Source organism: Kribbella italica (assembly GCF_014205135.1).
GTDB classification, from domain to species: domain Bacteria; phylum Actinomycetota; class Actinomycetes; order Propionibacteriales; family Kribbellaceae; genus Kribbella; species Kribbella italica.
Genome location: NZ_JACHMY010000001.1, coordinates 2508819 through 2521741 on the forward strand (window position 1 = coordinate 2508819; position 12923 = coordinate 2521741).

The following is a 12923-nucleotide window of genomic DNA, read 5'->3' on the forward strand; positions in this document are numbered from 1 at the left end:
TGTTCGCCGGGCGCCTTTTCCTGGTTTTACGGCGGCACCGCGGTGGTCGGCCAGGTTCCTCCGGCCGACCACCGGAGCGCTCCGCGGAGCATCAGAAGAAGCTGATGTTCCCGAAAGAGATGACCAGGTTCACGATCGACTGCATGTAGCTCACTTGTAGCCCCACTTCCTCATCGAAGACACACGACGCCCCGAACAATCGTTGCCGTCGGCGACGATCCACGTCCGGGACGATGAGGCTTCGGCGCGACTGTGTCGCACGGATGGGTAGCCGTGACTCAGCACACACGCGGATTTCACCTGACGGTTCGCGGTCCCCGATCGTGCACCGGAGAATCAGCTCCAGCTAAAAGTTCCGAACCCGGGAAATGTTCATCAGGAAATCAGCCGGCGAGACCGCTGCCGGCGCTGAGTCCCGGCGATGACGCCCCACATCCCGGCCAGCACGGCCGCGCCGGCCAGTGCCCGGGTGATCCACGCCGATCGTGGGACCGGCGGGTCGTCGTACAGAGCGCCACCGTCCTCGACGCTGCTCCGGGGGATGCGTGCCGTCACCGTCACGGTCGAGTTCTTGCGCTGACTGCTGAATCGCGCTTGGCGAGGAGCGTCCTGCGTCGTGGAGCACGGTGAGGTGGGCCGCGTACGGCGGAAGTTCTCGGCGACGGCGTAGTAACCCGCGCAGCCGGCTGTCACCAGCTCGCCCGGAACCTCCAGCCTGATCTCCGGGGTCGGAGCGTCCAGTTCGTCGGACTCGTCACCGCTCGCAACCCGGTGCCTGTCCGGCCAGTTCAGCTCGTAGTCGTGACCGACCCGCTCCAGCGCGCCGCGGACCTGGTAGCGCAGGACGAAAGTCGTCGATCGGGGCCGCTCGGCAACTCCTGGCGAGGCGTCGACGGACGGGAGATCCGGCCCGATCTTGACGCGCAGGTCGGCCAGGCGACTGTCCCAGCCGTCGACAGACCCACCCGTGTACGGCGGAAGCAGCGGGTCCCTCTCGGACACGTCGACCGCGACCGCGGCGCCGGTCGCGTCGGTCGCGGTGATGCCGGTGATCTTCCAGACCCGATCCCTGCCCCGCTGAGCGGAACCGGTGAGCAGGTTCCCGGTGTCGGCGGGCCGGCGTACCTGGAGAGCTCGGTCGAGACGGTGGCCGTTGCGTTCGTACGCGTAGTCGATGGTCTCGACGACCTCCAGGACACCGTCGGCCCGGACCTTGTAGTCGGCGGTCAACCGGACGATGCCGGAGCCGCCCGGGGAATAGGCCACGCGCCACGCGCCACCACCACCGCACCAAGAGCGATCCGCAGGAGTCACTCAGCTGGCACCGCCGCCACGAACTGGTCGGCGTACGCGGCCGTAGGGGCGATCTCGGTGATGACGTCGATCAGGACGCCGTTGGGGTCGGCGATGATGAAGTGCCGCTGCCCGAACTCCTCGCTGCGGATCGTGAGCTTGGGCTCGAACCCCGCCTGGGTCACGAGGCGGTTCCACTCGGCGTCGACGTCGTCCACCTCGAAGTTCAGCAGCAGGCCCCGGGCCGGCTGCCGGAACTTCTCCGGCACGGTGGGATGGGTGTACCTGACGAGCGCGAGCTCGTACGGCCGCGGCCCGGCCAGCCGGAGGCTGATGTACCAGTCGGCCTCGAAGGTGATCTCGAACCCGAGCTGCTGGGTGTAGAAGTCGCGTGACTCGGCGATCCGGTCGGTGCAGATGACCGGGTAGAAGCTGCTGACACTCATCGACGTTCCTTTCGGCAGAAGTGATTGGCTCTGCCGAAACTGTGGCGCCCCGCCCAGCGCCCGGTCGATGACCTCGGAGGTCATCGAACAGGTGCACCGCCTTCGCGCCCGGTACCGCCACAGCAGCAGGACAGAGCCGCGACAGGGTCGGGAGGGACGATTGGTAGGGCCCCGCGGACACTCACGTTCGCTGGAGGACCGAGATCGACAGGACAGGACTCTGCGATGGCCGGCGCCCTCGACGATGCGCTTCCGCGGCGCTGGCCCGCGTACACGATTGCCGCCGGTATCGGTCTGTTCTGCGTCGTCGTGCTGGGGATCGCGCTCGGTGAGCAGGTGCTGACGGACAAGCCGATGACCAGCGACGGTTTCGTCGCCCTGGGCGCGACCGGCTTGAGGATCGTCACGATCGGTATCGCGTTGGCGGCGGTCCAGCGGTGGGGCCGGATCGTTCCCGCTCGGCTGCTGTCGATGGCTCTGTGGGCCGTCGCGCTCGGGCAGCTGGCGTACCCGATCGCCGAGACCGTCGTCAAAGCCGCGATCCTGCTCACCCTGATGGAGCCGGTGGACAAGGGAATCAGCAACATGACGCCGGTCGGCTGGTTCAACTTCGCCGCCGCCTGGCTGGTCTGGGGTGTTCCGGGCTGCTTGTTCGCGATCCTCGCCAACGATCATCGCCGGAGGTTCCAGCTCTCCTGGCTCTGGGCGCCCGTGGGAGCGGCCGGCGGCGTCGCGGGCCTGGCAGTACTCGGTCTCCTGATCAGCTGACCGGCCGGTCTGCCGAGGCTCAGACCGCCAGTGACTTGAACATGTGGACGTCCTCGTTGCCGCCCGGGATGCCGCGCGTCCGGCCGGTCTCGACGTACCCGTGCCGCTGGTAGAAGCCGGGCGCCTGGAACGTGAACGAGGACACGGCGATCCGGTCGCAGCCGCGGCGCCGGGCTTCGGCCTCGGCGGCCAGCAGGATCCTGCTGCCCCAGCCGTCCTGGCGGCTGTCCGCGCGCACCCACACCATGTCGATCCCGCACAGCCCGCCCCAGGTCCACGCGGCCAGTCCCCCGACCAGCTCACCGGCCTCGTCGGTGACCTTGATCGAGAACGAGCCGCGGTCGCCGACGCCGGTGGCCGCGATGTTGAAGCTGTCCAGCTCGTCGCTCAGGCGCTGCTCGAGCTCTGCGTCCTGGTCGCCGACGCTCAGGGTCGGCGAGGTGTTGCTGCTGTCGCTCGTCACCTCCGCAGAATAGGGCAGGACCGTGGCACCGGCGCCAGAGCTTGCCCAAGGCAACTGAATTGGACGTGGGACGCGTGGCGGCGTCGCTATCATGCTGCGATGAGCAGTGTCCGGGTGCGTCTGCTGGGGGTCTTCGAGGTCTCCGTCGGCGACCGTGTGGTCGCCGTCCGCGGCGTCACCCTGCGCTCATGCCTGGCCCTGATGGCGTTGAGCCCGGGGCGCCCGGTGCCGGCGGAGACCCTGATCGACACCCTCTGGGCGGAGCGGGAACCGAAGAACGTCCGGGCGGCGTTGCACTCGACGATCGCCAGGCTGCGTCAGCTGCTCGGGCCGGCCGCGATCGCCCGCGACGACGACGGCTACCGGCTGGACGTGGCGCCGGCGGCGGTCGACGCGGTGCACTTCCTCAGTCTGCTCGACGAAGCGGAGCGGACGGACGATCGGGCGTTGCTGGACCAGGCGCTCGCGCTGTGGGGCGAGCCGCTCGTCGGTGGCATCGACGCCTCCCTCCGGCAGACCCACTGCCCGCGCCTGACCGAGCGCTACCTGCGCGGCCTCGAACGCCGGATCGATCTCGACCTCGCGGCCGGGACGACGAAAGGCATCCGCGACGAGCTCCAGGCCCTGACCCACACCTTCCCCCTGCGGGAGTCGTTGTGGCTGCGGCTGCTGAAGACACTGGTCGCCGAGGGACGACGACCAGAAGCGCTCGATCACTACGAACGGATGCGGGTGCAGCTCGCCGACGGACTCGGCATCGACCCGTCCGCCGACCTGCGATCGATGCACCTGCACCTGCTGGACGACGAACCTGTCGACACTGGACGCCGGGAACAGACCCCCGAAGACTCCGCCCGCGACGAGCCGCACGCCCCCGAGAAGCCGTCCGTACCCCGGCAGCTCCCGCTGGATCTGCGGCGATTCGTGGGCCGCACAGCCCAGCTCGAAGCCCTCGACCAGCTGCTCCCAGCCGAGCCCGACGCGGCACGAGTCGTCGTTCTCCACGGTGAGGCAGGCGCGGGAAAGACCAGCCTGGCCGTGCACTGGGCGCACCACGCGAAAGAACACTTCCCGGACGGCCAGATCTTCCTCGGCCTGCGAGGGTACGGCGCTGCCGAACCGCTCGCCCCGGAGACCGCACTGGACACCATCCTGCGCGCCCTCGGTCTGCCCGGTGCCCGGATACCGCAGGACCTGGAGTCACGCAGCGCGCTGCTGCGCACCGAGCTCGCTTCCCGCCGGCTGTTGCTGATCCTCGACGACGCCCGCAGCGCGGACCAGCTCAGACCGCTGCTTCCCGGATCATCGGCCTTCGTCCTGGTGACCAGCCGCAGCCGGCTGAGCAGCCTCACGGTCCGCGACGGCGCCGAACAGATCGCAGTACCGGCCCTCGACGGACCGGAAGGCAAACAACTGCTCCGCCGACTGATCCAGACCCACCCGATCGACGAGCGAGCGCTCGACGAACTGGTCCGCCTCTGCAGCGGACTCCCGCTCGCCCTGGCCATCACCGGCGAACACCTGAACCGGCACCACGACGACACCGACCCGCTGGTGGACCGGCTGCGCGATCTGGCCGGACGCATCGACGCACTGAGCAGCGGCGACAGCCCGACGACCGACGTACGCGCTGTGCTCTCCTGGTCCTACCAGACCCTCGACGCGGACGCCGCGTCGATGCTTCGCACCCTCGGCGCCACCACCGTCGAGACGCTGGGCCTGCCGGCGATCGCGGCCGCCACCGGCGTACCGGTCGCCAACGCACGCCGGACCCTGGGAGTACTGACCGACCTCCACCTGGTGCAACAGGTGAACGCGCAGCAGATCAAGCTCCACGACGTCATGAGAGCCTACGCGCGGGAGCGCTCGGACGAAGAAGACGGACCAGAAGTACGCCGAGCAGCCGCGAACCGGCTGGTCCAGTGGTACCTCACCACCGCCGAAGTCGCCCGCGGTGTCGAGCTGGCCCCGCTGCTCCTCCCGGCGCTGCCGATGCCCGCAACGATCCCGGACCCACTCGCGCTGACCACGACCCAGGACGCCCACGCCTGGTTCGAGTCCGAACGGCGCACACTGATCGCCCTGGTCGTCGGCTCCGCCGAACGAGGTGAGCACGAACTCGCCGCACGGCTCGCGGTCACGCTGTGGTTCGACCTGGAACGCAACTACGCGCTCGCCGACGGCCGCCTCGTCCAAGCGACCGCAGTCGAATCAGCCCGCCGCGCAGGTAATCCGCTGCTCCTGGCCGTCACCCTCAACCAGCACGGCGCCACCCTCGGCATGGCCGGCGAACTCGACACCGCGGCCGACGTACTGCGCGAAGCGCTGACCCTCTTCTCCGAACACGGCCACACCTACGGCGAACGGATGGTGCGCGGCAACCTCAGCATCGCCCTGCGCCTGCTCGGACACCCCGACGAAGCGATCGAACAGTTGCAACTCGCACTCGCCGGACCAGTAGAAGCCGAGCAAGAGGCAACTCTGCGCAACAACCTGGCCATGACCTACCTGTCCACCCACCAGTACGTCGAGGCCGTCACCTCCGCCACCGACGCACTCCGGCTGCACCAACTGGCCGACGACGCACGAGGCACGGCGTACGCGACGGACACTCTCGGCCAGGGATTCAAGGCCCTCGGCGAGCTGCAGCCGGCACTCGCTGCCTTCACCGAAGCAGTGCGCTTGAACGACCTGCTGGACAACCACGGCGGTTCCGTCAACTCGCTCGTCCGGCTGGGAGAAACCCAACTGGAAGCCGGCCTGCCGGTCGATGCTCGCGCGACCCGGCAGATTCTCGGGGTCCTCGCAACACCTGATGGTTTTATGTGGTTGTCAGTAGATCACGCAGGCGCTCGGCTGGGGTTTTCCAGTCGAGCGTTTTGCGTGGTCGGCCGTTGAGTTTCTGGGCGACGTGTTCGAGGTCTTCGGGACTGTGGGCGGACAGGTCGGTGCCCTTGGGGAAGTACTGGCGTAGCAGGCCGTTGGTGTTTTCGTTCGATCCCCTTTGCCAGGGCGAGTGCGGGTCGCAGAAGTAGACCGGAACGCCGGTTGCCACGGTGAACTGCTTGTGGGCGGCCATCTCGCAACCCTGGTCCCAGGTCAGCGAGCCACGTAAATGTGCGGGCAGGGTCTGGATCAAGACCACCAGCACGTCGCGGACCTCTTCGGCGGTGTGCCCGCCGGGCAGGTGCCCGAGCATGACGTAGCGGGTCGAGCGTTCGACCAGGGTCACGATCGCGGACTCGTTGCGGGTGCCGACGATCAGATCGCCTTCCCAGTGGCCAGGAACCGCCCGGTCCTCGACGTCTGCAGGGCGTTCGGAGATCATCACCATCTCGTCGACGAACCGGGGCGTGCGCTGCTCGGGCCTGCGGCGGGGTTTGCGGCGGGTGCGCCCGGTGCGCAGCGCGACCGTGACCTCGCGGCGCAGCCCACCACGGGCCTGGACATAGATCGCCTGGTAGATCGTCTCCGGGCTCACCCGCATGCCCTCGTCGTCGGGGAACTCCATGACCAGAGCCTGACAGATCTGCTCAGGTGACCACTGCTCCCGCAGCTTGCCCGCGACGTAGCCGCGCAGCCGGCCCTCCTGGGCCAGCATCGATTCCTTGGGCCGTGCACGACTGGCTGCCCAGGCCCGCTGCGCCCGGTGCGGCCGGTAGACGCCCTCGACCGAACGGGCGTCGATCTCGCGTTTGACCGTGGACGCCGACCGGCCCAGCGCCCGCCCGATCGCCCGCAGCGAATCGCCCCGGCGACGCAGATCAGCGATCAACTCCCGCTCGGTCACCGTGAGGAACCGAGCATGCAGCTCGGCCTCGACGGCCGCAAGACACGGCCCTGCCGCAACAGCAATGGTGGTCACACCGGTCTTGTAGTCGATCCGGCGACCATCAGTGTGCAGGCGCGCGTCACCGATCTTGCGGACCCCCCGGTCCCAGTCCTGCGCAGTACGCTCATGCACCCCGACCTGCCGTGCCGCATCGCGGCGCCGCACCCCGCCCGCACGCAACCGGTCGTACTCCGACCGCCCCGGATGCCCGGCCGTGCCCGTCTTCCCACGACCACGCACACCAGCCCGCCGAGCCCACCCGTACGCCGTCGCACGACTCACCCCAACCACCCGAGCAGCACCCGAAATACTGCCGCCCTCACGATCCAGCACCTCGAAGAACCTCGCCCTCAACTCCCCAGAAACCACGATCCCCACAACTCCCTGAAAATCCAGGGTGTTGCGGGGATCGTTAGAACCTGCCCCCTACGCCGGGCCCTTCGTTTGCTGGAGGAATCGGAGCCGTCAGCCTGGCGGCACGACCATGAGCACCGGGTCCGCGAGCTGCTGGACAGTACGACGACAGACTGAGCAGGTCCTCGCCGAGGATCGGCAGTCATCGAGCGAGACCCTACATGCGATCGGATCGCATTTGAGTTCAGCTCGCCTGATGGCTCCCGCCGCGACCGCGTCGCATATGCTGACGTCGTGCGACAGCTGGAACGGAGCCCGTGGTGACCATCACGCTCGGCCTGGAGACCTCCTGCGACGAGACCGGCGTCGGTCTCGTCTCCGACGGCGTACTGCTCGGCCAGGCGCTCGCCTCCAGCATGGACGAGCACATCCGGTACGGCGGCGTCGTGCCCGAGGTCGCAGCCCGCGCCCACCTGCACTCGGTCAACAGCTGCCTGCGCGAAGCCCTCGCCGAGGCCCAGCTCGACCTCACCCAGGTCGACGCCATCGCCGTCACGTCCGGCCCCGGCCTGGCCAGCTCGCTCCACGTCGGAGTCGCCGCGGCCAAGGGCTGGTCACTCGCCCTCGGCAAACCCCTGTACGCCGTCCACCACGTCGCCGGCCACGTCGCGGCCGACACCCTCGAGCACGGCCCCCTCCCCGACCGCTCGATCGCGCTGATCGTCTCCGGCGGGCACTCGTCCCTGCTGAAGCTCGGCGACCTCGCGACCGATCCGATCATCCACCTCGGCGACACTCTCGACGACGCCGCCGGCGAGGCCTTCGACAAGGTCGCCCGCCTGCTCGGCCTCGCCTACCCCGGCGGCCCGTCGGTCCAGCGCGCCGCCGTCGACGGCGACCCCGCGGCGATCGACCTTCCTCGCCCCCTGCTCAACAGCCGCGACGAGCGCCACCGCTACGCCTTCTCCTTCTCGGGCCTCAAGTCCGCCGTCGCCCGTCACGTCCAGTCCGCCCAGCGCAACGGACGGCCGATCCAGACCGCCGATGTCGCCGCGTCCTTCCAGCAGTCGGTCGTCGACGTCCTCGTCGGCAAGGCGATCGCCGCCTGCACCGACCACGCCATCGACACCCTCCTGATCGTCGGCGGCGTCGCCGCCAACGCCCACCTCCGCGAGGTCGCCACCGAGCGCTGCGCGGCCGCCGGCATCACGCTGCGCATCCCGCCGCTGCGCCTGTGCACCGACAACGGCGCCATGATCGCCGCCATCGGCGACCTCGTCGTCCGCTCCGGCGCCAAGCCGTCCGGTCTCGAGTTCAGCGCCGACTCCTCCGCACCCCTCGACCGCAGCCTGCTGATCTGACGCTCCCGGACCGCGATGCGCCTGAGTCAGTCGCAGCAGCCGTCGGTGCAGGTGCCGCCCGAGCACCCACAACTGCTAGTCCCGCCGGCGATCGGCGCACAGCACCCTTCCCCACGCCAGGCTTCGAGCCCCTCGCGCACAGCGACACCGGCGATCACGAGACCCGCGATCGGGTCGGCCCAGCCCCAGCCGAGCGTCGCGTTCAGCACCAGGCCGATCAGCAGGACAGCCGACAAATAGGTGCACAACAGCGTCTGAGTGGAATCGGCCACGACAGCGTTGGACCCAAGAGCCTTGCCGGTACGGCGTTGAGCCCACGACAGGAACGGCATCACGACCAGCGACGCGATCGCCAGCCCGATGCCGACCGGCGACGGCTCGGGATCCGCACCCGTGATGAGAGTCCGCACCGACTCGAACCCGACGTACGCCGCCAGTCCGAAGAACGAGAACGCGAGCAGCCGCAGCGCCTGCTTCTCCCGGGTCTCGGGCATCCGGTGCCGGAACTGCCACAGGATGATCAGCCCACTGGAGACCTCGACAACCGAGTCCAGACCGAACCCGACCAGCGCCACCGACCCCGCAACGAGCCCCGCGGTGATCGCGACGACAGCCTCGATCACGTTGTAGGTCACCGACGCACCCGCCAGCAGCTGCGCGCGCCGGCCGAGCTTGCGACGCAGCTCCGGATCGGCGGTCCACGTGCTCGCCGGAGCCTGCACCGGCTCCAGCGAAAGCTCGATCCGCGGACCGTCGTGGTTGCTCATGGCAACGTCTTCTGACCGTAGTTGGGACACAGGGCGACAGCATCACCGGTCAACCCGAGCAGCCGCTCGGCCGCCGACAGCAGCTCAAGAGTCGCCTCGGGATGGGTCAATGTGAACACCGACGCCCGACCGACCGGCCGGGACTCGACCAGCCCGCAGTCCCGCAAGCAGGCAAGATGCTTCGACACCGTGGACTGCGCCAGACCGAGATGCTCCGTCAGGTCCACCACCCGATGCTCCCCCAGCGCCAGGTGCCGCACGATCGCCAGCCGCGAGGCATCACTGAACCCATTGAACAGACAGGCCGCAACCGACAACGCGGCAGCCTCGTCGACCACGTCCGGCCCGGACCGCAACTCAACGTCAACCGGTGTCTTCATCGCCATTCAGCGATACTATCGCCAACCGCAGTGCTTAGGAAACCCCGGCTCCGTAGCGACGAAAAACCGGGTAAAATACCCGGCCCGCACCGCGTGAACACGCTTTCTCACACGCCTCTAACAGCGATTACGGAGTGGCCCGGAAGTCGTGCATCCTGGCTCGCGTGACCACACAGGACGAGTACGTCGTACCGGCCACTGTCGAAGGATCGAGCTCGCCCGGCGGTGGCAGCCGGGGTCTGTCCGGATGGCTTCTGCAGCACCGGGTGCAACCTGTCGGTCCCGAGGCCGGCGAGGGGCACGCGCCGCCGCAGTCCTGGTGGAAGGTGATGTGCCTGACCGGCGTCGACTACTTCTCGACGCTGTCGTACCTGCCAGGCATCGCCGCGCTCGCGGCCGGTGCTTTGTCGCCGTTGGCAACGTTACTGATCGTCGCTCTGACGTTGCTGGGCATGCTTCCGATGTACCGCCGGGTCGCCAAGGAGAGCCCGCACGGCCAGGGGTCGATCGCGATGCTGGAGAACCTGCTGCCGTTCTGGCGCGGCAAGATCTTCGTCCTGGTCCTGCTCGGCTTCGTCGCGACGTCGTGGATCATCACCATCACGCTGTCCTCGGCCGACGCGACCGTGCACCTGGTCGAGAACCCGTACTCCCCCGGCTTCCTGCACGGCCAGGAGGTCGCGGTCACCGTCGTCCTGCTGCTCGTGCTCGGCGGCGTCTTCCTGCTCGGCTTCAGCGAGGCCGTCGGGGTCGCGATCCCGCTGGTCGGCATCTTCCTGGTCCTCAACGCCACGATCATCGTCGTCGGCCTGTACGACGTACTGACGGTGCAAGGCGCCTTCTCCGGCTGGGTCGACGCGTTGACCGACGGCCGCGAGGGCATCGGTGGTGTCGTCGGTCCGGCGGTCCTCGCCTTTCCGCTGCTCGTGCTCGGGCTGTCCGGCTTCGAGACCGGCGTCAGCATGATGCCGCTCGTGGCCGCGAACGGCGAGGACGCCGAGAAGCGCCTCGCCGACCGGATCCGCAACACCAAGAAGCTGCTCACCGCGGCCGCCCTGATCATGAGCGTCTACCTGCTCGCCAGCAGCTTCATCACCACCGTGCTGATCCCGGCCGACGAGTTCGAGCCGGGCGGCGAGGCCAGTGGCCGGGCCCTGGCCTACCTGGCCCACGAGAAGCTCGGCGAGGGGTTCGGCACGGTCTACGACCTGAGCAGCGTGCTCATCCTGTGGTTCGCCGGCGCCTCGGCGATGGCCGGCCTGATCAACATCGTGCCGCGCTACCTCCCGGCGTACGGGATGGCTCCGGAGTGGGGCCGGGCCGTCCGGCCGGTGGTCCTGGTCTACACCGCGATCAGCATCGTCATCACCGTTGCCTTCGGCGCCGATGTCGACGCCCAGGCCGGCGCGTACGCGACCGGGATCCTGATGATGATGGTCTCCGGCGCGGTCGCCGTCACCATCTCCGCGGTCAAGCGCCGCCAGCGCCGGGCCGCCCCGGCCTTCACCGTGCTCACGCTCGTCCTGCTGTACGCGCTGGTCGAGAACATCATCGAGAAGCCCGACGGCATCGCGATCTCCGCGCTGTTCATCGCGGGCATCGTCACGGTCTCGCTGGTGTCCCGCGTGTCCCGGACCACCGAGCTGCGCGCGGACCAGATCGAGTTCGACGACGCGGCCCGCGGTTTCATCACCGACTCGATCCGCCACGACGGCATCCTCAACCTGATCGCCAACCAGCGCCAGGCCGGCGACGCGGCCGAGTACGCCGGCAAGGAGGCCGACGTCCGGACCGCGGACCCGGTCCCGCACCGGACCGACATCGTCTTCCTCGAGATCGAGGTCGTCGACCCGTCCACCTTCAGCGACGTCCTGCGGGTGCGCGGGGTCGAGGTGGACGGCTACCGGGTCCTGCGGGCCGACAGTCCCGCCGTACCGAACGCCATCGCGGCCATCCTGCTGGCGCTGCGCGACACCACCGGCGTCACGCCGCACTGCCACTTCGAGTGGTCCGAGGGCAACCCGCTCAACCATCTGCTCCGCTACCTCATCCTCGGCCGCGGCGACACCGCACCGGTGGTCCGCGAGATCATCCGCCAGCACGAGCCCGACCCGGCCCGGCGGCCGGGCATCCACGTGGGGTGACCTGTTCGGTACGAGGCCAGGGTCCAACCTCCCGTCACTCGGGCAGAGGTCGGCGTGCTCCGGCTCCTCGGGTCAGCGATCGCCCTCGGTATCGGGTGTGCGGTGCCCGCGCAGCGAGCCGGCGTGGGCCTTGGCCGCCGGGTCGTTGCGAGTCTTCAGCAGGCTGGCGACGACCACGACGACGAGGATGCCGACGATCACGCCGAGGCTGACCGGGGTCTTCACCTCGGGGATGCTCTCGTTGATGTCGACGTGGGCCCAGTGCAGGATCAGCTTGACGCCGATGAAGGCCAGGATCACCGCGAGCCCCGCGGACAGGTAGACCAGCCGGTCCAGCAGCCCCTTGACCAGGAAGAACAGCGCCCGCAGCCCGAGCAGGGCGAAGGCGTTCGCGGCGAACACGATGAACGCCTCCTCGGTGACGCCGAACACCGCGGGGATCGAGTCGAGCGCGAACAGCAGGTCGACGCCACCGATGGCCACCAGTACGACGAACAGCGGCGTGGTCACCCGCCGGCCGTCGATCTTCGCGAACAGCTTGCCGCCGACGTACTCGTCGGAGATCGGCAGGATCCGCCGGGCGGTCTTCACCACGACGTTGTTCTCGACGTCGGGATCCTCGTTGCGGTGCCGGAACAGCTGGACCGCGGTGAACAGGAGCAACAGGCCGAAGACCACGAACATGAACGAGAACAGCGACAGCAGCGTCGCCCCGACCGCGATGAACACCGCCCGCATCAGCAGCGCGAGCACGATCCCGAACGTCAGCACCTTGTGCTGGTGCTCCTCCGGAACCGCGAACGTGGTCATGATGATGACGAACACGAACAGGTTGTCGACCGACAGGCTCTTCTCGACGATGTACCCCGCGAAGTACTGCGCGCCGAAGTCACCGCCGTACACGCTCGCGAACCACACCCCGAACCCGATCGCCACCGCGACGTAGAACACCGACCACGCGGTCGCCTCGGCGAACCCGACCCGGTGCGGCCGCAGCGCCGCCAGGATCAGGTCCACCGCCAGCAACACCACGATCAACCCGATGGTAACCGCCCAGGTCAGCCCACTGATCTCCAGCACTCGCCCTCCAAGTCGCGCCCCGACGTGAACCCCAA

General features: G+C 68.7%; 11 protein-coding genes. 4 read left to right on the forward strand and 7 right to left on the reverse strand.

The annotated features are described in order from the left end of the window. Positions 1 to 375 precede the first annotated feature (375 nt). Both HDA39_RS11685 and HDA39_RS11690 read right to left on the reverse strand, forming a co-directional pair. Positions 376 to 1266, reverse strand: coding sequence for a DUF2207 domain-containing protein (locus HDA39_RS11685; RefSeq protein ID WP_184795244.1), 891 nt, complete (start codon positions 1264 to 1266; stop codon positions 376 to 378). 44 nt (positions 1267 to 1310) lie between these two features. Next, positions 1311 to 1739: a VOC family protein gene (locus HDA39_RS11690; RefSeq protein WP_184795245.1), complete on the reverse strand. Its 429-nt coding sequence runs from the start codon at positions 1737 to 1739 to the stop codon at positions 1311 to 1313. Positions 1740 to 1964: 225 nt separating this feature from the next. On the opposite strand from HDA39_RS11690, the gene HDA39_RS11695 reads away from it, so the two are divergent. Then, a complete protein-coding gene (locus HDA39_RS11695) occupies positions 1965 to 2507 on the forward strand; it encodes a hypothetical protein (RefSeq protein ID WP_184795246.1) in 543 nt (180 codons plus the stop codon). Positions 2508 to 2526: 19 nt separating this feature from the next. Here HDA39_RS11695 and HDA39_RS11700 read toward each other — a convergent pair whose 3' ends face one another. Further along, on the reverse strand, positions 2527 to 2970 hold the full coding sequence (locus tag HDA39_RS11700; RefSeq protein ID WP_202892960.1) for a GNAT family N-acetyltransferase: 444 nt from the start codon (positions 2968 to 2970) through the stop codon (positions 2527 to 2529). 99 nt (positions 2971 to 3069) lie between these two features. Here HDA39_RS11700 and HDA39_RS11705 point away from each other — a divergent pair, with 99 nt between their 5' ends. Then, positions 3070 to 5868: an AfsR/SARP family transcriptional regulator gene (locus HDA39_RS11705; protein WP_184795248.1), complete on the forward strand. Its 2799-nt coding sequence runs from the start codon at positions 3070 to 3072 to the stop codon at positions 5866 to 5868. Here the strand turns inward: HDA39_RS11705 and HDA39_RS11710 are convergent. Next, positions 5792 to 6967 (reverse strand): IS30 family transposase, encoded by a 1176-nt coding sequence (locus HDA39_RS11710; RefSeq protein ID WP_184805761.1) that lies wholly within the window; start codon positions 6965 to 6967, stop codon positions 5792 to 5794. The genes HDA39_RS11705 and HDA39_RS11710 overlap by 77 nt on opposite strands. Before the next feature lie 509 nt (positions 6968 to 7476). On the opposite strand from HDA39_RS11710, the gene tsaD reads away from it, so the two are divergent. After that, complete coding sequence (gene tsaD, locus HDA39_RS11715; RefSeq protein ID WP_460658580.1) at positions 7477 to 8517, forward strand: tRNA (adenosine(37)-N6)-threonylcarbamoyltransferase complex transferase subunit TsaD; 1041 nt, start codon at positions 7477 to 7479, stop codon at positions 8515 to 8517. Positions 8518 to 8543: 26 nt separating this feature from the next. Here the strand turns inward: tsaD and HDA39_RS11720 are convergent, their stop codons facing one another. Beyond that, complete coding sequence (locus HDA39_RS11720) at positions 8544 to 9284, reverse strand: cation diffusion facilitator family transporter (protein ID WP_184795249.1); 741 nt, start codon at positions 9282 to 9284, stop codon at positions 8544 to 8546. Next, complete coding sequence (locus HDA39_RS11725) at positions 9281 to 9664, reverse strand: ArsR/SmtB family transcription factor (protein WP_202893675.1); 384 nt, start codon at positions 9662 to 9664, stop codon at positions 9281 to 9283. The genes HDA39_RS11720 and HDA39_RS11725 overlap by 4 nt, the downstream gene beginning before the upstream one ends. 164 nt (positions 9665 to 9828) lie before the next feature. Here HDA39_RS11725 and HDA39_RS11730 point away from each other — a divergent pair, with 164 nt between their 5' ends. Then, a complete protein-coding gene (locus tag HDA39_RS11730) occupies positions 9829 to 11808 on the forward strand; it encodes an APC family permease (RefSeq protein ID WP_184795251.1) in 1980 nt (659 codons plus the stop codon). 72 nt (positions 11809 to 11880) lie between these two features. Here the strand turns inward: HDA39_RS11730 and HDA39_RS11735 are convergent, their stop codons facing one another. Further along, entirely contained in the window at positions 11881 to 12888 is a 1008-nt protein-coding gene (locus HDA39_RS11735; protein ID WP_184795252.1) for a TerC/Alx family metal homeostasis membrane protein, read from the reverse strand. Between the last annotated feature and the right edge of the window lie 35 nt (positions 12889 to 12923).

What these genes read in the sequence shown, in the direction of transcription:
- HDA39_RS11690 (WP_184795245.1), bottom strand. Translation starts at nt 1,739, where the DNA reads ATGAGTGTCAGCAGCTTCTACCCGGTCATCTGCACCGACCGGATCGCC.
- HDA39_RS11695 (WP_184795246.1), top strand. Translation starts at nt 1,965, where the DNA reads ATGGCCGGCGCCCTCGACGATGCGCTTCCGCGGCGCTGGCCCGCGTAC.
- HDA39_RS11705 (WP_184795248.1), top strand. Translation starts at nt 3,070, where the DNA reads ATGAGCAGTGTCCGGGTGCGTCTGCTGGGGGTCTTCGAGGTCTCCGTC.
- HDA39_RS11720 (WP_184795249.1), bottom strand. Translation starts at nt 9,284, where the DNA reads ATGAGCAACCACGACGGTCCGCGGATCGAGCTTTCGCTGGAGCCGGTG.
- HDA39_RS11725 (WP_202893675.1), bottom strand. Translation starts at nt 9,664, where the DNA reads ATGAAGACACCGGTTGACGTTGAGTTGCGGTCCGGGCCGGACGTGGTC.